Below are 20,054 nucleotides of genomic sequence, written 5' to 3'. Positions count from 1 at the left end.
CGGCAGCGCGGCGCTGTCGGCGCGGGACCTGATGATCGTGCCCGGCGGCTCGGGCGGGAACCCCGGAGCCAGCCGGATCACATCGGTTCGCCGATCACATCGGTTCGCCCAGGGGTGCGGTCGTGAACGTCCCGCCGAGGAAGTCCCGCTCGGTGCCGGGCGGGAAGGACCGCACCTGGTCGGCGAAGACCTCGGCGTCGTCGCGCGGGTGGTAGCCGATCGCCTCGCCCTCGGCCCGGGAGACCAGGCGCCGGGTGTTCGCCGAGACGCCCCAGACGACCCGGAACCCGGGGGAGGGCGTGCTCAGGCACGCCTCGAACAGCCGCCCGCCGTCCTCGGGGGACAGCCAGATCGACAGGCCGCGCTCGTCGTCCGGCCGGTCGCCGTAGGCCCCGATGCGCAGGCAGAGCACGTCCATCCCGTACCGGGAGTGGTAGAGGCTGCCCAGCGCCTCGGTGGCCGCCTTGCTGAACCCGTAGTAGGTGTCCGGGCGCGGCGCGGCCTCGGCGGGCAGGTCGGTCCCGGTCGCGGGGTGGAACCCGGCGGCGTGGTTGCTGGAGGCCAGCACCACCCGCGGCACGCCCGCGCCGCGCGCGGCCTCCAGCAGGGCGCGGGTGCCGTCCACGTTGACCGCGAGGATCCGTTCCCACGTGTTCTCCACCGGCAGCGCGGCCAGGTGCAGCACCGCGTCGACGTCCCGGCAGGCCTCGGCCAGCAGCGCGGTGTCGGTCACCGAGCCGGCCATCGGCTCGACGTCCTCGCCGGGCCCGCCCTCCGGCGGCGCGACCTGGTCCAGCAGCCGCAGCGTCCGGCCGGGCGCGCGCAACCTCTCGCGCAGCATCCGGCCGATGGTGCCCGAGGCACCGGTGATCAGGATCCGTTCGGTCGCCATCGTCGTCCTCTCCGGTCGGCGGAGTGGCGCGCGCCGACCGGGCACCATCCGATCACCGGTGGGTCGCAACGTCCAGTCGGGACACCGATCAGCCGTTGGCGCCGCGCAGGGTGCGCATGGCGTCGGCCAGCGCCGCCGCCCGGTCCTCGCCGAGCGGGTCCAGCACGCTCTCGCGCAGCACCCGGGCGCAGAGCCGCCGCGCGTCCTCGGCCCGCTCCCGGCCGCGCTCGGTGAGCACCGCGTAGGTGACGCGGCGGTCGGTCTCGCAGGGTTCGCGGCGGATCAGCCCGGCGGTGGCCAACCGGTCGGCGACCTTGGTGAAGCCGCCGCTGCTCAACGCCGCTTCGCGGGCCAGCCGGGTCATCGGCATCCGCTGCTCGGGGGTGCGCACGAGTCGGATCAGGATGTCGAAGGAGGCCGGGGCCAGCCCGAACTGCGCGTCGATCTCCCGCATCAGCCGGTCCTGGGTGACGTGGTAACCCTCGATCACCAGACCCCACCAGGTGACGATCTCGTCGTCATCGGTCCGCGCGTCCGGCTCACCCACGGTTGCTCCCTCCGCCGCGTCTCGTGCGTCCCCGGAGTCTAACAGCTCCCGCGCGAAACTCTTGCATGGAAGATAAATTCTGGGTAATCTCTTTCTAGAAAGTGATTGGGCGCGGCGGGTGGGACCCACCTCGCCCGCGGTGCGGGCCGAGCGGCTCGTCGTCATCGCGGCGACACTGAACGCCGACCGCGCCGCGACCCGATCCGGGTGCGCGACCGACGAGGGGCCGGCCGCGCGCCCGCGACGACCGATCGCAGGAGTCCACCATGACCATCGCCACGAGCGGGCTGCACCACGTCACCGCGATCGCGGGCGACCCGCAGCGCAACGTCGACTTCTACCTGCGGGCGCTGGGCCTGCGGCTGGTGAAGACGACCGTCAACTTCGACGACCCCGGCACCTACCACCTGTACTACGGCGACGAGGCGGGCGCGCCCGGTTCGCTGATCACCTTCTTCCCGTGGCGGGACGCGCCGAGCGGACGCCGCGGCGCGGGGCAGGCGACCACCACGTCGCTGTCGGTGCCGGCGAACTCGCTGGGCTGGTGGAAGCAGCACCTGACCGGGCTGGGCGTCGAGGTGGGCGAGGTCGCCGCTCGCGACGGCGAAGAGGCGCTGGGCTTCCGCGATCCCGACGGCCTCGCGCTAGCGCTGGTCGCGCACCCGCAGGGCGACCCGCGGGCGCCGTGGGACAACGGGCACGTCCCGGCCGAGCACGCGATCCGCGGCCTGCACTCGGTGACCCTCTCGGTGCACCGGGACGAGGCCACCGCGGGGATGCTCGGCGACCTCGGGCTGCGGCTGGTCGCCGAGGAGGGCGACCGGCTGCGCTTCGCCGCCGGGGACGGCGGGCCCGGTGCGTTCGTCGACGTCCAGGTGTCCCCGGACGCGCCGCGCGGACTGGTCGCCGCGGGGACCGTGCACCACGTCGCCTGGCGGGCACCGGACGAGGAGACCCAGCGGCGCTGGCGCGCCGAGCTCGTCGACGACGGCGTGGAGGTCACCTCCGTGCTGGACCGCCAGTACTTCCGGTCGATCTACTTCCGGGAGCCGGGCGGCACGCTGCTGGAGATCGCCACCGACGAGCCCGGGTTCACCGCCGACGAGCCGCTGCTGGAGCTGGGCCGCGCGCTCAAGCTCCCGCCGTGGCTGGAGCCGAACCGGGAGCAGATCGAAAACCTGCTGCCCACGCTGGACCTGCCGAGCGAGAACGACCTGGAGCGAGGATGAGCGGGCTCACCCACGAATTCCACGACGGCGTCCCGGACGCCCCGCTGCTGCTCCTGCTGCACGGCACCGGCGGCGGCCCCGGCGACCTGGTCCGCCTCGCGCGCGAGATCAGCCCCGGTTCGCCGCTGCTGGCCCCGCTGGGGCCGGTGTCGGAGAACGGCGCCGCGCGCTGGTTCCGCCGGCTCGCCGAGGGCGTCTTCGACCACGAGGACGTGGTCGCCCGCACCGGTCAGCTCGCGGAGTTCGTCACCGCCGCGCGGGAGGAGCACGGCGTCGCCGACCGCCGCGTGGTGGCGGTCGGCTTCTCCAACGGCGCCAACATCGCGGCGGCCCTGGCCCTGCTGCGGCCCGAAGTGCTCGACGAGGCGGTGCTGTTCTCCGCGATGCTGCCGCTGCCGGAGTCCCCGCAGCGGGACCTGTCCGGCAGCCGGGTGCTGCTCTCCGGCGGCCAGCGCGATCCGATGGCCCCGATGGTGGCGGCCCGCGACCTGGTCGCGGTGCTGCGCGGTCGCGGCGCCGAGGTCACCGAGCACTGGCACGAGGGCGGCCACCAGATCACCTTCGAGGCCATCGACCTGGCGAAGCGGTGGATCAGCGCACCACCGCGGTGACCACGACGCCGCCTTCGCGGTGCCAGCGGCCGCTGAACCCGGTCAGCGGCTCGCCGTCGACCAGCGGGGGCGGGACGAGCAGCTCGGCCCGGAAGGTGCCCGCCGGGTCGAGCTCGACCCGCGCCTGCTCGAACTCCAGCCAGGCGCGGGTCAGCGGGTACCACGCCTTGTAGACCGATTCCTTGGCGCTGAACAGGATCCGGTCCCACGGCAGGTCGGTGCCCAGCGCGGCGAGCGCGCGGCGCTCCTCCGGCAGTGCGATCACCTCGCCGACGCCCCCGGGCAGCGGGGAGTCCGGCTCGGCGTCGATCCCCAGCGCCCGCCAGCGCCCGGCGCGGACCACCGCCGCGGCGCGGTACCCGTCGCAGTGCGTGATGCTGCCCAGCACGCCGTCCGGCCAGCGCGGTGCCCCGCGCTCGTCGCGCAGCAGCGGCGCGTCGGCGACGCCGAGCTCGCGCAGCGCGCGGCGGGCGCACCACCGCCCGGTGCCGAACTCCCGCCTGCGCTTGTCCACGGCGCGGCGGATCAGCGCTTCCTCGGCCGGGAACAGCGCCACGTCCGGCGGGTCCTCGCGCGCCTCGGCGACCCGGACCTCGGGCGGCAGGATCCGTTCGATCACGCGGCACCCGCGCGGCGGTCGGGGAGGAGCACGGCCCCACGGTAGCCCGCGAGCGCGGCGCACCACCCCGGAGGGCCGTTCCGCACGAGCGCCGGGTTCGCCGGGACTTCCGGTGCGCCCCGCCGGTGTGCTACCGGTGCGGTGCGGACCACACGAGGAGGATGCCATGGCCGACGCGTTCCACCCGGACTTCCCGGCGGCGGGAGCGGCACCGCTGCGCTCCCGGCTGCACCACGTGCGCGCCGCCGACCTGGACACCGGCACCGCGCAGACCGGGGGGATGCGGCGGCTGGCCGCGATCAGCGGTGACCTCGTCGGGGCGGAGCGGATCTGGATGGGCGAGACCCGGGTGGCGCCCGCGACCGCCTCGGACGACCACCACCACGGCGAGTCGGAGACGGCGATCCACGTGGTCAGCGGCCGTCCCGAGTTCGTCTTCCACGACGGCACCGAGGAGGTCCGGCTCCGCACCGGGCCCGGCGACTACGTCTTCGTGCCGCCGTTCGTCCCGCACCGGGAGGAGAACCCGGATCCGGACGAGCAGGCCGTGGTGGTGATCGCCCGCAGCACCCAGGAGGCCATCGTGGTGAACCTGCCCGGGCTCTACCCGCTGGAGCCCTGAGCCCCCCGATCGCCGCGGACTGGGCCGATCGACGCGGACTGGGCCATCCGTGTGTTGACACGCCGCCCCGGCGGAACAACGCTGGTGCCGTGCGACCGACTGGTCGGTATGCCGCAGCGGCGCGGGCGGGAGGAGACCGGCATGGACGTGGAGCGCTACCTCGACGACCTGCGAGAACGGCAACGCCGGAGCTGGCCGGAGGGCATCGCGCGGGAGGTGGTCCACCCCCTCGGCGAGATCGCGGTGACCGACCACCTGCAGCACTGGGCCCGGGAGCGCCCGGCGCACCCGGCGATCGTCTTCTACGGCACCGAGATCACCTACGCGGAGCTCGACGAGGCGGTCGACCGGTTCGCCGGCTGGCTGCTCGGCGTCGGGGTCCGCCCCGGCGACCGGGTGGGCGTGCTGCTGCCGAACTGCCCCCAGTTCACCGTCGCGATGCTCGGCATCCTGCGCGCGGGCGCGGTGCACGTGCCGGTCAACCCGATGTTCCAGCAGCACGAACTGCGCCACGAACTCCGCGACGCCGGGGTCGAGGTGCTGGTCGCGGCGACCGAGCTGCTCCCGCTCGTGGAGCAGGTCCGCGCCGACACCCCGCTGCGCGAGGTGCTGGCCACCTCCCCGGCCGACCTGGTCCCGGCCGATCCGGCGATCCCGGTCCCGCCCGCGCTGGACCGGGCTCCGCCCGGCGGGCAGTGGTCCCGGGTGTCCGCCTCGCCGCGGGCACCGCACCGCGACGCCGACCTCGACGCCCTGGCCGCGCTGAACTACACCGGCGGCACCACCGGGATGCCCAAGGGCTGCGAGCACACCCAGCGGCACATGCTCTACACCGCCGTGACCGCGCGCGCCGCGCGTCCGCCGCGGCGCGGTGACGGCCCCGACGTCTACCTCGGCTACGTGCCGGTGTTCTGGATCGCCGGGGAGGACTTCGGCATCCTGGTGCCGATCGTGCACGGCGCCACGGTGGTGCTGCTCAACCGCTGGGACGCCACCGCGGTGCTGCGCGCCGTCGAGCGCTACCGGGTGACCGACGTCGTGGGCACGGTGGACAACTACGTCGAGCTGATGGAGCACCCGGAGTTCGCCACCCGGGATCTGTCCAGCGTGGACAACCCGCGCTCGATGTCGTTCGTGCGCAAGCTGACCCCGCAGCTGCGTCGGCGGTGGTCGGACCGGGTCGGGGCGCACAGCGTGCTGCGCGAGGCCTCCTACGGGATGACCGAGACGCACACCGCCGACACCTTCACCTACGGGTTCGCCGACGACGATCGGGATCTGCGCTCGGAGCCGGTGTTCTGCGGTCTTCCGGTGCCGGGCACGGAATTCGCGGTGGTCGACCCGGAGGACGGCGCACCGCTGCCGCTGGGCGAGCGCGGCGCGATCGTCATCCGCACCCCGTCGCTGCTGACCGGCTACTGGCGCCGCCCGGACGCCGACGCCGAAGTGCTGCGCGACGGCTGGCTGCGCACCGGCGACATCGGGCTGGTCGACGAGGACGGCTGCCTGCACTACCTGGGCCGGGACAAGGAGATGATCAAGGTGAACGGGATGAGCGTGTTCCCCGCGGAGGTGGAGGCGCTGCTCGCCCGGCACCCCGACGTGCTCGGCGCGGCGGTGGTGCCGGTGCCCGATCCGGCGACGGGGCAGCGGCCGCTCGCCTTCGTCGTGCCGGTCCCGGGAGCGGAGCCGGACGCGGCGGCGCTGCGCGGTTGGGCGGAATCGAACATGGCCCGCTACAAGGTGCCGAGGTTCGAGATCGTCGCCGAACTGCCGATGACCGCCACCGGGAAGGTCAAGAAGGGCGACCTGCTCGACCGCGCCCGCCGACTCGTCGAGGAGGACGCGTGAGGCCGCCGCGTCGACTGCTGGTCGCCAACCGGGGCGAGATCGCCCGCCGGGTGTGCCGGGCCGCCGAGCTCCTGGAGATCCGCTCGATCGGCGTGCACACCGCCGACGACGCCGACGCCCCGCACCTGGACGGCTGCGACGAGGTGGTGGCGCTGCCCGGCACCGGTGCGGCCGGCTACCTCGACGTGGCGGCGGTCGTCGACGCCGCCCGCCGGGCCGGTGCGGACGCGGTCCACCCGGGCTACGGGTTCCTCTCCGAGAGCGCCGCGCTCGCCGACGCCTGCGCGCGCGCCGGGCTGACCTTCGTCGGACCGGCACCGGACCTGCTGGAGCTGTTCGGCGACAAGGCGAAGGCGCGCGCCTTGGCCGCCGAGCTCGACGTGCCGGTGCTGCCCGGCACCGCCGCGGCCACCGAGCGGGACGCGCGCGCCTTCCTCGACGCCGTCGCACCGGCCGCGGTGCTGATCAAGGCGGTGGCGGGTGGCGGCGGTCGCGGGATGCGGGTGGTCGACGACGCCGACGAGCTGGCCGCGGCGTTCCGCGCCTGCGGCGCCGAGGCGCGGGCCGCCTTCGGTTCCGGGGAGCTCTACGTCGAGCGGCTGCTCACCGGCGCCAGGCACGTCGAGGTGCAGCTCGTCGGCGACGGCCGCGAGGTGGCGCACCTGTGGGACCGGGATTGCAGCGTCCAGCGCAGGCACCAGAAGCTGATCGAGGTGGCCCCCGCCGAGGGGCTGGACCCCGAGGTGCGGCGGCGGGTGCTGGCGGCGGCGACCCGGCTGCTCGGCGGGTCCGGCTACCGGGGCCTGGCCACCGCGGAATTCCTCGTCACCGCCGAGGAGTTCTTCTTCCTGGAGGTCAACCCGCGGTTGCAGGTCGAGCACACCGTCACCGAGGAGGTGCTCGGGCTGGACCTGGTGCGCACCCAGCTCGAACTGGCCGCGGGCGCCGACCTCGCGGCGGTCGGACTGGCCCAGGAGCGGGTGCCGGAACCCCGGGGCAGCGCGGTGCAGGTCCGGGTCAACGCCGAGACCATGACCGCCGACGGCGAGGTCCTGCCGCGTTCCGGTGCGCTCACCCGGTTCGACCTGCCGACCGGGCGCGGCATCCGGGTCGAGGCGGCCGCCCGCGCGGGGCACCGCACGCACCCCGGGTTCGACTCGCTGCTGGCCAAGGTCGTGGTGCACGAGCCGACCGGGTTCGCCGCCGCCCGCCGGTCGGCGCTGCGGGCCCTCGGCGAAACCCGGATCGAGGGCGTGGACACCAATCTCGCGGTGCAGCGGGCGATCCTCGGCTCCGACGAGTTCGCGGACGGGCGTTGGCGCACCGGGACCGCCGACGAGCGCCTCGCCGCGCTGGTGCCCGCCGCACCGGGACCGGTGCCGAGCGGGGAACCGGGTGCGGTGGCCGCCCCGTTGAGCGGATCGGTGGTCGCCGTCGAGGTCGCCGAGGGCGACCTGGTGGCGCCCGGCCAGGTGCTGCTGGTCCTGGAGGCGATGAAGATGCAGCACGCGGTCCGGGCCGACCGCGGTGGCCGGGTGGCGCGGATCGAGCACCGGGAGGGCGAGCTCGTCGAGGCCGGCCAGCCGGTCGCGCTGGTGCTGGGCAGCGACGATCCGGCGGTGGCCGAGCGGGTCGACGACACCCCCGATCCGGACCACGTCCGGCCCGACCTCGCCCGGTTGCGGGCCCGCGCGGAGCTGCTCGCCGACGGCAGCAGACCCGAGGCGGTGCGCAAGCGGCACGCGCTGGGGTTGCGCACGGCCCGGGAGAACGTCGCCGACCTCGTCGATGCGGGCAGCTTCACCGAGTACGGCCGGTTCGCCGTCGCGGCGCAGCGCTCCCGGCGCGAGCTCGACGACCTGCTCCGCAACACCCCCGCCGACGGCATGGTCACCGGTGTCGGCCGGGTCAACGGGGAGCACTTCGGGCCCGAGCGCAGCACCTGCGCGGTGCTCGCCTACGACTACGCGGTGCTGGCCGGGACCCAGGGCTACTACAACCACCGCAAGACCGACCGCGTGCTGGAGGTCGCCCGGCAGCGCGATTATCCGGTCGTGCTGTTCGCCGAGGGCGGTGGGGGTCGGCCCGGTGATGTGGACGTCCCCAAGGGCGGCGGCCTGAACACCCCGTCGTTCCTCGCGCTGGGCGAGCTCAGCGGACGGGTGCCCACCGTCGGCATCGCCGCGGGCCGCTGCTTCGCGGGCAACGCCGCGCTGCTGGGCACCTGCGACGTGGTGATCGCCACGCGGGACGCCACCATCGGCATGGGCGGTCCGGCGATGATCGAGGGCGGTGGGCTCGGCGTGCACCGCCCGGAGGACATCGGCCCGATCGACGTGCAGACCGCCAACGGCGTGGTGGACGTGGCCGTCGCCGACGAGGCGGAGGCGGTGTCGGTGGCCCGGCGCTACCTCGGCTACTTCCAGGGCGACCTGCCCGGTGCCGAGGTCGCCGACCAGCGCCTGCTGCGCCACGTGGTGCCCGAGGACCGCAAGCGCGCCTACGACGTGCACGCCGCGATCGACCTGCTCTGCGACCCCGGGTCGGTGCTGGAGCTGCGGCCCGGGTTCGGCCGGTGCGCGGTCACCGCGCTGGTCCGGATCGGCGGTCGGCCGATGGGTCTGATCGCCAACAACCCGGTGGTGCTCGGCGGGGCGATCGACGCCGACGGCGCCGACAAGGTGGCGCGGTTGCTGCGGTCGTGCGAGGTGTTCGGGCTGCCGGTGGTCTCGTTGTGCGACACGCCGGGGTTCATGGTCGGCCCGGAGTCGGAGAAGACCGCAGCGGTGCGCCATTTCGGCCGGTTGTTCGTGCACGGCGCGCACCTCACCGTGCCGATGGCCACCGTCGTGCTGCGCAAGAGCTACGGGCTGGGCGCGATGGCGATGGCGGGCGGGAGCATGGTCAAGCCCGCGCTGACCGTGGCCTGGCCCAGCGGCGAGGTCGGCGGGATGGGGCTGGAAGGCGCGGTGCGGCTCGGGTTCCGCAAGGAGCTGGCGGCCATCGAGGACCCGGAGCGGCGCCAGCGGCGCTACGACGAGCTCGTCGCGGCGATGTACGAGAACGGCAGCGCGCTCAACACCGCGATGCACCTGGAGATCGACGACGTGATCGACCCCGCCGACACCCGGGAGCTGTTGCTGCGCGCCCTGCCACCGGTGCCGCGCTCCGGGTGGACCAACCCGGCGGCGCACCCGATCGCCGACGTGTGGTGAGCGTCCACAGCGGACGGCGGGTTTGGCCCCCGGGGGCCCTCGGGTAGGTCCCCGGGTGAGCGGGACCGCGCAGCGGCCCCGTCCGGCCCTGTCCGGCGCACGGCCAGTGCGCGACGTCGTGGAGGAGGTCCACGCATGGCGACCGACGACAAGGCCCAGAACAAGGCCGACGAGCTCAAGGGCCAGGCCAAGGAGAGGATCGGCGACGCCACCGGCAACGAGCAGTGGCAGGCCGAGGGCAAGGCCGAACAGGCGAAGAGCAGCCTGAAGCAGGCCGGCGAGAAGATCAAGGACGCGGTCACGGGCAAGAAGGACCGCTGACCACCCGCCCTCCGCGCGGCTCCCCGGGCATCCCGCTCGGGGAGCCGCGTCGCGTCAGCGCACCGGGACCGATTCGGCCAGCAGCGCGTAGGCGCGGTGCTCGGTGTCCAGCACCTCCTGGGTGCGCTTCTGCCGCGGCCACAGCTCCCCGTCGGCCAGCGAGTGCGCGTCGCGCAGCGCGAACACCGAGCTCAGCAGGCCGGCCCGGGCCGGGGCGAGCCGCTCCGGAGCGCAGGACCGGAGTTCGGCCTGGGCCCGCTCGCAGCGCAGCAGGGCGTGCTCCAGGCGGTGCGCGATGTGCCGGTTGATCAGCAGCAGGCTGACCGCGGTACCGATGGCCGCGCCCACCAGCGTGGTGCCCACCCGCTCGGTCACCAGCGCGAAGGACTCGCCGGGCTGGCGCAGCGCGACCAGCGACAGCGCGATCGGGGTGGCGAAGGTGAGGCCCAGCGCGTAGTTGGACATCACCACCAGCTCGGCGGCGACCTGCGCGAGGACCACGACCGCGATGATCACCAGCGGGCCCGGGTCGAAGCTGAACACCACGAGGGTGATCAGGCCGCCGACCACCGTGCCGCACATGCGCTGCAACGCCCGGTGCCAGGTCCCGGTGGCGTTGGTGGCCTGCAGCACCGAACTGGCCGACACCACCGCCCAGTAGGCGTGGTCGGGGTGCACCGCGGCGACCAGCAGACCGGACACCAGCGCGGCGACCGCCATTCGGGCGGCGTTGGGCAGGTGCGGTTGGACGGCCTGCCACGGGGTGCGGCGCGGCGACCGGACCTCGGTCTCCGCCGCCGGGCCCCCCGATTCCGGCACCCGGCCGCGCCGCACCCGCGCCGCCAGAGCGCGCAGGGCCGCGGCGGCACCCGGTTCCGGGCGGTGCAGCACCCGCCGGGCGTGCAGCAGGTGCCCGCGGAGCTGGTCGTGGGTGGCGCGGCCGCTGCTGAGCGTGCCCATCGCGCGCTGCACGGCGGCGTGGGCGAGGTGGCGGGTCGCCGGGGTGCCCCGCTCCAGGTGGTCGGCGACCGCGGACGCGGCGCGGGCGGTGGCGACCCGCTGCGGCCCGCTGGGGTGCAGCATCCCGCCTGCCATGCTCAGCGCGTAGGAGAGGGCGGCCGACCCGGCCGCCACCCCGACGTGCAGGGCGACGTCGGACCACTGCTGCGGCACGTACGCGGCGGCGCCGGCGGCGAAGGCGAACATCAGCCCGCCGGGGGCGCCCAGCGCCAGCGAGTCGGAGAACAGCTTGGCGGCGGTGGCCACGGCCGCCACCGCGAGGACCTTGGCGATGTCCCCGCCGGAGGCGGCGGAGGTGACCGCGCCGACCGCCACCCCGGCCACGATGCCGACGGCGATGAGCAGTTGCAGCCAGGCCCGGCGGGAGTAGGTGTCGACCCGGCAGTACAGCGAGGTGAACGAGCCCAGCGCGGCGAAGGGCACCAGGTCGATCCGGTCGAGCGAGACCAGCAGCAGGATCGGGATCGCCATCGACACGCCGACGCGCAACGCGGGTACCAGGACGCCGCCGATCGGCGTGGTGACGCGCAGCGCGTCGCGGGCGCGCAGCACGTGCTTGAGATGGTGCAGGGCGGTGCTCCAGCGGCTCGACTGTTGGTTCACGAGTAAAATATTATCAGGTGTTTTACCGGTAAAAGGAGTCCCGTTGGACGATGCGGTCGGACGGATCCAGGACCAGTGGCGGCGGCAGCGCCCCGACCTGGACGTTTCCTCGGTCGGCGTGGTCGGCCGGGTGTTGCGCCTCACGGCGCTGCTCAAACAGGTGAACGAGACCGCGCTGGCCGAGGACGGGGTCTCCGGGGCGGAGTTCGAGGTGCTCAGCGCGCTGCGCCGGGCCGGGGGAGGGTTGCGCCCCAGCGAGCTGACCCGGGAGACGCTGTCCTCGGGCGCGGCCACCACCAAGCGGCTGACCCGGCTCGAATCGCTCGGCCTGATCAGCCGGGCGACCTCGGCCCGGGACCGCAGGGAGGTCGACGTCCGGCTCACCGAGGAGGGCTACGAGCTGATCGACCGGCTGTTCCCGGAGCAGGTCGTCCGCGAGCGCGGCGTGCTCGACGCGCTGACCGAGGACGAGCTGGCGCGGCTCGGCGCCCTGCTCGCCAAGGCGCTGGCCGGGGCCGAGCGGGCGCTCGGATAACGGTGCGGTGACCCGGCCGCGTCGCTGCCGGAGGGCGTTGCGGCCGGTGCGTTAAGGTCTTGCGGTTCTCCAGGGACGGGTACCGCGGCCCCGCCCTGGCCCCGCGTGATCGGACGACCACGCACGGGTGAACCGTACCTCCGGGCCGCGCGGACGAAGGGATTCAGTTGGCTCCGGTGCAGTTCGAAGGCGGTCGGGCCGTCCTGAACCTCGGCGACCTGCCGGAGCGGCTCCGCGCGGTGGTCGTGGGGCGGTCCCGGACCATCATCGCGGTCTCGGTGCCCGCCCTGCTGGCGTCGCTGGCCGTCATGGTGCTGCTGGGCAGGGCCGGCCTGCACAGCGGCAGCGGGATCGACTACCAGGTCTACCGCTGGGCGGTGCACACCTGGCTGGACGGCGGGGACATCGTCAACTCCGCGCCCACCGTGAGCATCGGCCGGGTCCTGCCGTGGGTGTACCCGCCGTTCGCGCTGCTGCCGCTGCTGCCGTTCGCGCTGCTGCCGTTCTCGGTCGGCCTGTTCGCGCTGTACGCGGTCGACCTGGCGGCGCTGGGCGCGGCCTTGTACCTGGTCACCCGGCATCTGTGGCCCTCGGTCGGGCGCCACGGCGCCCTCGCCGTGGCGATGGCCCTGCTGCCGCTGACGCTGTTCCTGGAGCCCGTCCACTCGTCCTTCGGCCTCGGCCAGGTCAACATCGCGCTGCTGGGCCTGGTCGTGCTCGACACGCTGGTGCGGCACCCGCGCTGGCCGCGCGGAACCCTGATCGGCATCGCGGCGGCGATCAAGCTGACCCCGGCCATCTTCGTGCTGTTCTTCCTGGTCCGCAAGGACTTCCGGGCGATGCTGGTCGCGGTGCTCACCGGCGTCGGGGCGACCCTGGTGGGATTCGTGCTCGACTACCGCGCCGCGTTCTCCTACTGGTTCGGCACCGGACCGGCGCACGGGGTGAGCGGGTCGGCGTTCCACACCAACCAGTCCATCGCCGGGGCGCTGGCGCGCACCGACCTGCCCTCCGGGGTGCAGACCGCGCTGTGGGTGGTCGGCTGCCTGGTGTGCGCGGTGCTGGTGCTGATGGCGATGCGGCGGGTGGAGCCGGTGCTGGCGGTGACCGCCAACGCGCTGCTCGGGCTGCTCATCTCGCCGACCTCGTGGTCGGACCACTGGGTGTGGTGCGTGCCGGGGCTGCTGGTGCTGCTGGGCTGCGCCCTGCGGCTGCGCAGTCCGGGCTGGCTGGCCCTGTTCGTGCTCGGCGTCGTCGCGGCGGTCACCGCGACGTTCCGCGACCAGCCCGCCGGGCCGCCGTGGACCGCCGCGCAGCACCTGATCGGCAATCCCTACCTCCTGTTCGGGCTGCTGCTGGTCGTGCTGCTGTCCCGCTTCGCCGCGCGCGAGGCCCGGCGGCGGTCGCGGCGGTACCCGCCGATGAGCGCCGCCCGCTGAAACCGGCATTCCGCCCACCTCGCCGCGAATCAGGATTCGGCATTCGGGTGCAATTCGTTTCCGGTGCATTTCTCACCGCTGGTGCCCGCATCGCGGCGGTGCGTCACGGGATCGGCGGTCTCTGAACCGAACCCGAAGGGTTCGAGCTTGCGTGAACCATCCCACTCGGCGGACTTCGGCAGTCGAATGTGGACGGACGTGCGGATGCGGATCGATCGAGGTCACGCTGTTTTCGACGGCCTGATCAGGCGGCTTCGGGATCGCGTCACGTGATCGTAACGTCGCGCTACTTAACGGTAGCCTTCCGGTCGCTGGGTATGTAGAGTGCCTCAAACTGACCGAGAGTGCAACGGCGCATCCTTTTGTCAGCACCCCCAAAAAGGCCCCTAGCGGGTAGTTCGTCGCTGCTTCGTGCGCGGAAACGCCCGGCGGCCTGACGACGGGAGGTCCGATGCCCCAGTCTCATGTGTTGAGAAATCAGGCGCAGCGTGGCGCCGAGCCCCGAGGTCTGAACGATCCCTCCCAGGAGCGCGACGCCTGCGGTGTCGCGTTCGTGGCCGACCTGCGCGGCAGGCGCAGCCACGACCTGGTGGGCAAAGCCCTGACCGCCTTGCGGAACCTGGAACACCGCGGTGCCAAGGGCGCCGACCCCGACACCGGTGACGGCGTCGGGCTGCTGACCCAGGTCCCGGACGAGTTCTTCCGCGCGGTGGTGCCCTTCGAGCTGCCCGAGGCGGGCGGCTACGCGGCGGGGACGGCGTTCCTGCCCGCGGACGAGGCCGCCGCCGAGGAGGCGGTCGCCGCGATCGAGCGGATCGTGGCCGAAGAGGGCCTGTCGCTGCTGGGCTGGCGCGTGGTGCCGGTCGACCCCGACGCCGCGGGCAGCACCGCGCGCTCGGTGATGCCGGCGTTCCGGCAGCTCTTCCTCGGCCACGGCGCCGACGGCGCGCACCGCGAATCGGCGCTGGAGTTCGAGCGCCGCGCGTTCTGCGTGCGCAAGCGCGCCGAGCACGAGGCCGACGTCTACTTCCCGAGCCTGTCGGCCCGCACCATCGTCTACAAGGGGATGCTCACCGAGGCCCAGCTGCCCGCGTTCTTCCCCGACCTGCGCGACGAGCGCTTCGCCAGCGCGATCGGCCTGGTGCACTCGCGGTTCTCCACCAACACGTTCCCGTCGTGGCCGCTGGCGCACCCGTACCGCTTCATCGCGCACAACGGCGAGATCAACACGCTCAAGGGCAACCGCAACTGGATGCGGACCCGGGAGAGCATGCTCGACACCGACCTGATCCCCGGTGACCTGCGACGTCTCTACCCGATCGCCACGCCCGGGGCCAGCGACTCGGCGACCTTCGACGAGGTCCTGGAGCTGCTGCACCTCGGCGGCCGGTCGCTGCCGCACGCGGTGCTGATGATGATCCCCGAGGCGTGGGAGAACCACGCCGAGATGGACCCGGCGCGGCGGGCGTTCTACGAGTTCCACAACTACCTGATGGAGCCGTGGGACGGGCCCGCGCTGGTGGCCTTCACCGACGGCACCCGGATCGGCGCGGTGCTGGACCGCAACGGCCTGCGGCCGGGTCGCTACTGGGTCACCGAGGACGGCTTGGTCGTGCTGGCCAGCGAGGTCGGGGTGCTCGACGTCGACGCCGACAAGGTGGTGCGCAAGGGCCGCCTGCAGCCCGGCCGGATGTTCCTGGTCGACACCGAGGCGGGCAAGATCGTCGACGACGACGAGATCAAGTCCGAGCTGGCCGCCGAGCACCCGTACCAGCAGTGGCTGGACGAGGGCGTGGTCCGGCTGGCCGACCTGCCCGACCGGGAGCGCGAGCTGCCCACCCCGGAGGGCCTGACCCGCGACCAGCAGGTCTTCGGCTACACCCAGGAGGAGCTGGGCGTCCTGCTCACGCCCATGGCCACCACCGGCGCCGAGCCCATCGGGTCGATGGGCAACGACGCGCCGCACGCGGCGTTCTCCGAGCGGCCGCGGCAGCTCTCCGACTACTTCACCCAGCTGTTCGCCCAGGTCACCAACCCGCCGCTGGACGCGATCCGGGAAGAGCTGGTGACCTCGCTGGCCACCCACGTCGGGCCGGAGCACAACCTGCTCGCCCACGACCCGGACGCCTGCCGCCAGCTCGTGCTGCCGTTCCCGGTGCTGGACAACGAGCAGCTCGCCAAGATCGTGCACCTCGACGACGACGGGGACCGGCCCGGGCTGCGGCCCGCCGTGGTCGACGCGACGTTCCGGGTCGGCGGCGGGGGCGCCGCGCTGCGCGCCCGGCTGGAGGAGATCTGCGACGAGGTGTCGGCGGCGGTCGACGCGGGCGCGCACGTGCTGGTGCTCTCCGACCGGGACGCCGACTCGGCGCGCGCGCCGATCCCGTCGCTGCTGGTGACCGGAGCGGTGCACCACCACCTGGTGCGGGAGAAGAAGCGCACCCAGGTCGGCCTGGTCGTCGAGGCCGGGGACGTGCGGGAGGTGCACCACGTCGCGCTGCTGATCGGCTACGGCGCCGCCGCGGTGAACCCGTACGTCGCGATGGCCACGGTGGCCGACCTCGTCCGCGGCGGGGTCGTGCACGGCGTCACCGAGCAGCAGGCCACCGCGAACCTGATCAAGGCGCTGGGCAAGGGCGTGCGCAAGACCATGTCCAAGATGGGTGTGTCCACGGTGTCCTCCTACACCGGCGCGCAGATCTTCGAGGCGATCGGGCTCGGTGCGGAGGTCGTCGAGCGGTGCTTCACGGGCACCACCTCGCGGCTGGGCGGCGTCGGGTTCGACGTGCTCGCGGAGGAGGTCGCGCACCGGCACCGCCGCGCCTACCCGGGCGATGAGGTGCGGACGCCGCACCGCGACCTGCACGTCGGCGGGGAGTACCAGTGGCGGCGGGACGGCGAGCCGCACCTGTTCAACCCCAGGACGGTGTTCAAGCTCCAGCACTCCACCCGCACCGGGCGCTACGAGGTCTTCAAGGAGTACACCCGCGCGGTCGACGACCAGTCCCGGGACCTGCTGACGCTGCGCGGGCTGTTCCGGTTCCGCGACGGCGCGCGCAAACCGGTGCCGATCGAGGAGGTCGAGCCGGTCTCGGAGATCGTCAAGCGGTTCGCCACCGGCGCGATCTCCTACGGCTCCATCTCCCAGGAGATGCACGAGGTGCTGGCGATCGCGATGAACCGGCTGGGCGGCAAGTCCAACACCGGTGAGGGCGGGGAGGACGCCGACCGCTTCACCCCGGACCCGGACGGGGATTCCCGCCGCTCGGCCATCAAGCAGGTCGCGTCGGGGCGCTTCGGGGTGACCAGCGAGTACCTGGTCAACGCCGACGACATCCAGATCAAGATGGCGCAGGGCGCCAAGCCCGGCGAGGGCGGCCAGCTCCCGGGGCACAAGGTGTACCCGTGGATCGGCAAGACCCGGCACTCCACGCCGGGCGTCGGGCTGATCTCGCCGCCGCCGCACCACGACATCTACTCGATCGAGGACCTCGCGCAGCTCATCCACGACCTGAAGAACGCCAACCCCCGGGCGCGGATCCACGTCAAGCTGGTCTCCGAGGTCGGCGTGGGCACCGTGGCGGCGGGGGTGTCCAAGGCGCACGCCGACGTGGTGCTCATCTCCGGGCACGACGGCGGCACCGGCGCCTCACCGCTGTCGTCGATCAAGCACGCCGGCGGTCCCTGGGAGCTCGGCTTGGCCGAGACGCAGCAGACGCTGCTGAGCAACGGGCTGCGGGACCGGATCGTGGTGCAGACCGACGGTCAGCTCAAGACCGGCCGCGACGTGGTGGTGGCGGCGCTGCTGGGCGCCGAGGAATTCGGCTTCGCCACCGCGCCGCTGGTCGTCTCGGGCTGCATCATGATGCGGGTCTGCCACCTCGACACCTGCCCGGTGGGCGTGGCGACGCAGAACCCCCAGCTCCGCGAGAAGTTCTCCGGCAAGGCCGAGTACGTGGTGAACTTCTTCGAGTTCGTCGCCCAGGAGGTGCGGGAGTACCTGGCGCAGCTCGGGTTCCGCTCCGTGGCCGAGGCGGTCGGGCACGCCGAGCTGCTCGACACCTCCGAAGCCCAGCGGCACTGGAAGACCCGCGACCTCGACCTCGCGCCGGTCACGCACGTGCCCGAGCTGCCCGCCGGGGCGGCGCGGCACCGCACCACCGAGCAGGACCACGGGCTCGACAAGGCGCTGGACAACACGCTGATCCAGCTCTGCGAGGGCGCGATCAAGGACGGCACCCCGGTCCGGCTGGACATCCCGGTGCGCAACGTGAACCGGACCGTCGGCACCATGCTCGGGTCCGAGGTGACCCGGCGGTGGGGTTCGGAAGGGCTGCCCGACGACACCATCGACGTGACCTTCACCGGTTCGGCGGGCCAGTCCTTCGGCGCGTTCCTGCCGCGCGGGGTCACCCTGCGGTTGCTCGGGGACGCCAACGACTACGTCGGCAAGGGCTTGTCCGGCGGCCGGATCGTGGTGCGGCCGGACCAGTCCGCGCCGTTCGCCGCCGAGCAGAACATCATCGCGGGCAACGTGCTGCTCTACGGCGCGACCGGTGGTGAGCTGTTCGTGCGCGGTGTGGTCGGGGAGCGCTTCGGGGTGCGCAACTCCGGCGCGATCGCCGTCGTCGAGGGCATCGGCGACCACGGCTGCGAGTACATGACCGGCGGCCGCGTCGTCGTGCTCGGCGGCACCGGCCGCAACTTCGCGGCCGGGATGTCCGGCGGCGTCGCCTACCTGCTGGACCTCGACCCGCTGCGGGTCAACGCCGAGATGGTCGACCTGGACCCGCTGGCCGACTCCGACCGCGAGTTCCTGCACGACCGGGTGCGGCGCCACTACGAGCAGACCGAATCGCAGGTGGCCCGCGCGCTGCTGGCGGACTGGGACGGCCAGGTGGAGCGCTTCGGCAAGGTGATGCCGAAGGACTTCAAGCGGGTGCTGGCCGCGCAGTCGGCCGCCGAGCGCGACGGGCGCGACGTCAACGAGGCGATCATGGAGGCCGCACATGGCTGACCCCAAGGGCTTCATCACGACTCCCCGGGAGACGCCGAGCCGCCGTCCGGTGGACCTCCGGCTGAAGGACTGGCGCGAGGTCTACCAGGAGTTCGAGCAGGACCGGCTGCGCGGGCAGGCCGGCCGGTGCATGGACTGCGGGATCCCCTTCTGCCACCAGGGCTGTCCGCTCGGCAACCTGATCCCGGAGTGGAACGACCTGGTGTGGCGGGACGACTGGCGCGATGCCGCCGAACGCCTGCACGCCACGAACAACTTCCCGGAGTTCACCGGGACGTTGTGCCCCGCCCCGTGCGAGGCGGCGTGCGTGGTCGGGATCAACGCCGATCCGGTGGCCATCAAGCAGGTCGAGATCGAGATCATCGACCGGGCGTGGGACGAGGGCTGGGTGCGGCCGATGCTGCCGCGCACCCGCACCGGCAAGAAGGTCGCGGTGGTCGGGTCCGGTCCGGCGGGGCTGGCCGCGGCGCAGCAGCTGACCCGGGTCGGGCACGGCGTGGTGGTCTACGAGCGGGCGGACCGCGTCGGCGGGCTGCTGCGCTACGGCATCCCCGAGTTCAAGATGGAGAAGCGGCGGCTGGACCGCCGGATCGGGCAGATGCGCGCCGAGGGCACCGAGTTCCGCACCGGCGTCAACGTCGGGGTGGACGTCACCGTGGAGCGGCTCCGCGCCGACTACGACGCCGTGGTGCTGGCCGGTGGCGCGACCAGGACCCGCGACCTGCCCGCGCCGGGCCGCGAGCTGGACGGCGTCCACCAGGCGATGGAGTACCTGCCGCTGTCCAACCGGGTGCAGGAGGGCGACCTGGCCCGCGCGCCGATCCACGCCGAGGGCAAGGACGTGGTGATCATCGGCGGCGGTGACACCGGGGCGGACTGCCTGGGCACCGCGCTGCGGCAGGGCGCGAAGTCGGTGACCCAGCTCGAGATCATGCCGATGCCGCCCGCCACGCGGTCCGACGCCCACCCGTGGCCGACCTACCCGATGATCTACCGGGTGTCCTCGGCGCACGAGGAGGGCGGGGAACGGCTGTTCTCGGTCAACACCGAGCGGTTCCTCGACGACGGCGCCGGCCGGGTGCGCGCGCTGGAGCTCGTCGACGTCCGCCGCGAGGACGGCGGTTTCGTCCCCGTGGAGGGCAGTTCGCGGGAATTGCCCGCCCAGCTCGTGCTGCTGGCGATGGGGTTCACCGGGCCGGAACGCGAGGGCCTGCTGGACTCGCTGGGCGTGGACCTCGACGAGCGCGGCAACGTGGCCCGCGACGGCGACTTCATGTCCTCGGTCGACGGCGTGTTCAGCGCGGGCGACATGGGGCGCGGTCAGTCGCTCATCGTGTGGGCGATCTCGGAGGGCCGCGCCGCGGCGGCGGGCGTGGACCGCTACCTCACCGGGCGGGACGTGCTGCCCGCGCCGATCGAGCCCACCGACCGGCCGCTGAGCTGAGCCGGTCCCCGAACCGCCTCGGGGCGGTAAGGCTCAACGTCGAGCCCCCGCCCCGAGGTGACCAGGTGAGGGGCACCCTTGTCCAAGTA

General features: G+C 73.5%; 14 protein-coding genes. 10 read left to right on the top strand and 4 right to left on the bottom strand.

Features of this window, described 5'->3' with window-relative positions; genetic code table 11:
* Positions 1-94 precede the first annotated feature (94 nt).
* Together ABD976_RS23405 and ABD976_RS23400 are read right to left on the bottom strand one after the other, a co-directional pair.
* Entirely contained in the window at positions 95-892 is a 798-nt protein-coding gene (locus ABD976_RS23405) for an NAD-dependent epimerase/dehydratase family protein (RefSeq protein WP_345366720.1), read from the bottom strand.
* Between the two features lie 88 nt (positions 893-980).
* Complete coding sequence (locus ABD976_RS23400) at positions 981-1,439, bottom strand: MarR family winged helix-turn-helix transcriptional regulator (protein ID WP_345366718.1); 459 nt, start codon at positions 1,437-1,439, stop codon at positions 981-983.
* 266 nt (positions 1,440-1,705) lie between these two features.
* On the opposite strand from ABD976_RS23400, the gene ABD976_RS23395 reads away from it, so the two are divergent.
* Together ABD976_RS23395 and ABD976_RS23390 are read left to right on the top strand one after the other, a co-directional pair.
* The gene (locus tag ABD976_RS23395) at positions 1,706-2,668 is read left to right on the top strand and encodes a ring-cleaving dioxygenase (RefSeq protein WP_345366716.1); all 963 of its coding nucleotides are present in this window, start codon (positions 1,706-1,708) and stop codon (positions 2,666-2,668) included.
* Positions 2,665-3,279, top strand: coding sequence for an alpha/beta hydrolase (locus tag ABD976_RS23390; protein ID WP_345366714.1), 615 nt, complete (start codon positions 2,665-2,667; stop codon positions 3,277-3,279). The genes ABD976_RS23395 and ABD976_RS23390 overlap by 4 nt, the downstream gene beginning before the upstream one ends.
* On the opposite strand, the gene ABD976_RS23385 is transcribed toward ABD976_RS23390, so the two are convergent.
* On the bottom strand, positions 3,260-3,898 hold the full coding sequence (locus ABD976_RS23385; RefSeq protein ID WP_345366712.1) for a 4'-phosphopantetheinyl transferase family protein: 639 nt from the start codon (positions 3,896-3,898) through the stop codon (positions 3,260-3,262). The genes ABD976_RS23390 and ABD976_RS23385 overlap by 20 nt on opposite strands.
* 166 nt (positions 3,899-4,064) lie before the next feature.
* Here ABD976_RS23385 and ABD976_RS23380 point away from each other — a divergent pair, with 166 nt between their 5' ends.
* The 4 genes from ABD976_RS23380 to ABD976_RS23365 all read left to right on the top strand — a co-directional run bounded on the left by ABD976_RS23380 (position 4,065) and on the right by ABD976_RS23365 (position 9,907).
* Positions 4,065-4,520: a cupin domain-containing protein gene (locus ABD976_RS23380; protein WP_345366710.1), complete on the top strand. Its 456-nt coding sequence runs from the start codon at positions 4,065-4,067 to the stop codon at positions 4,518-4,520.
* A 141-nt stretch (positions 4,521-4,661) separates the two neighbouring features.
* Positions 4,662-6,371, top strand: a complete 1,710-nt coding sequence (locus ABD976_RS23375; protein WP_345366708.1) for an AMP-binding protein — start codon at positions 4,662-4,664, stop codon at positions 6,369-6,371.
* Positions 6,368-9,586 (top strand): acetyl-CoA carboxylase family protein, encoded by a 3,219-nt coding sequence (locus ABD976_RS23370; protein WP_345366707.1) that lies wholly within the window; start codon positions 6,368-6,370, stop codon positions 9,584-9,586. Before ABD976_RS23375 ends, ABD976_RS23370 begins: the two co-directional genes overlap by 4 nt.
* A 135-nt stretch (positions 9,587-9,721) precedes the next feature.
* A complete protein-coding gene (locus ABD976_RS23365; RefSeq protein WP_345366705.1) occupies positions 9,722-9,907 on the top strand; it encodes a CsbD family protein in 186 nt (61 codons plus the stop codon).
* A 54-nt stretch (positions 9,908-9,961) separates the two neighbouring features.
* Here the strand turns inward: ABD976_RS23365 and ABD976_RS23360 are convergent, their stop codons facing one another.
* Positions 9,962-11,530, bottom strand: a complete 1,569-nt coding sequence (locus tag ABD976_RS23360) for an FUSC family protein (RefSeq protein ID WP_345366703.1) — start codon at positions 11,528-11,530, stop codon at positions 9,962-9,964.
* Positions 11,531-11,573: 43 nt separating this feature from the next.
* Here ABD976_RS23360 and ABD976_RS23355 point away from each other — a divergent pair, with 43 nt between their 5' ends.
* From ABD976_RS23355 to ABD976_RS23340, 4 genes are all read left to right on the top strand, one after another.
* On the top strand, positions 11,574-12,065 hold the full coding sequence (locus ABD976_RS23355) for a MarR family winged helix-turn-helix transcriptional regulator (protein WP_345366701.1): 492 nt from the start codon (positions 11,574-11,576) through the stop codon (positions 12,063-12,065).
* A gap of 176 nt (positions 12,066-12,241) precedes the next feature.
* Positions 12,242-13,504 (top strand): glycosyltransferase family 87 protein, encoded by a 1,263-nt coding sequence (locus tag ABD976_RS23350; RefSeq protein WP_345366699.1) that lies wholly within the window; start codon positions 12,242-12,244, stop codon positions 13,502-13,504.
* Positions 13,505-13,955: 451 nt separating this feature from the next.
* Positions 13,956-18,521, top strand: coding sequence for a glutamate synthase large subunit (gene gltB, locus ABD976_RS23345; protein ID WP_345366697.1), 4,566 nt, complete (start codon positions 13,956-13,958; stop codon positions 18,519-18,521).
* Positions 18,514-19,965 carry a glutamate synthase subunit beta gene (locus ABD976_RS23340; protein WP_345366695.1) on the top strand — a complete coding sequence of 484 codons (1,452 nt, stop codon included), beginning with the start codon at positions 18,514-18,516 and terminating at the stop codon, positions 19,963-19,965. Before gltB ends, ABD976_RS23340 begins: the two co-directional genes overlap by 8 nt.
* The last annotated feature ends 89 nt before the right edge of the window (positions 19,966-20,054 follow it).

The sequence above is a fragment of the Saccharopolyspora cebuensis genome (genome assembly GCF_039542665.1).
GTDB lineage: Bacteria > Actinomycetota > Actinomycetes > Mycobacteriales > Pseudonocardiaceae > Saccharopolyspora > Saccharopolyspora cebuensis.
The sequence above is the reverse complement of the archived record's forward strand: the minus strand, read 5'-3'. Positions and strand labels throughout refer to the sequence as shown.

Excerpts from the sequence above, each read along its gene's own strand:
- ABD976_RS23340 (WP_345366695.1), top strand. The coding sequence starts at position 18,514 with ATGGCTGACCCCAAGGGCTTCATCACGACTCCCCGGGAGACGCCGAGC.
- ABD976_RS23375 (WP_345366708.1), top strand. The coding sequence starts at position 4,662 with ATGGACGTGGAGCGCTACCTCGACGACCTGCGAGAACGGCAACGCCGG.
- ABD976_RS23395 (WP_345366716.1), top strand. The coding sequence starts at position 1,706 with ATGACCATCGCCACGAGCGGGCTGCACCACGTCACCGCGATCGCGGGC.
- ABD976_RS23365 (WP_345366705.1), top strand. The coding sequence starts at position 9,722 with ATGGCGACCGACGACAAGGCCCAGAACAAGGCCGACGAGCTCAAGGGC.
- ABD976_RS23390 (WP_345366714.1), top strand. The coding sequence starts at position 2,665 with ATGAGCGGGCTCACCCACGAATTCCACGACGGCGTCCCGGACGCCCCG.
- ABD976_RS23405 (WP_345366720.1), bottom strand. The coding sequence starts at position 892 with ATGGCGACCGAACGGATCCTGATCACCGGTGCCTCGGGCACCATCGGC.
- ABD976_RS23380 (WP_345366710.1), top strand. The coding sequence starts at position 4,065 with ATGGCCGACGCGTTCCACCCGGACTTCCCGGCGGCGGGAGCGGCACCG.
- gltB (WP_345366697.1), top strand. The coding sequence starts at position 13,956 with ATGCCCCAGTCTCATGTGTTGAGAAATCAGGCGCAGCGTGGCGCCGAG.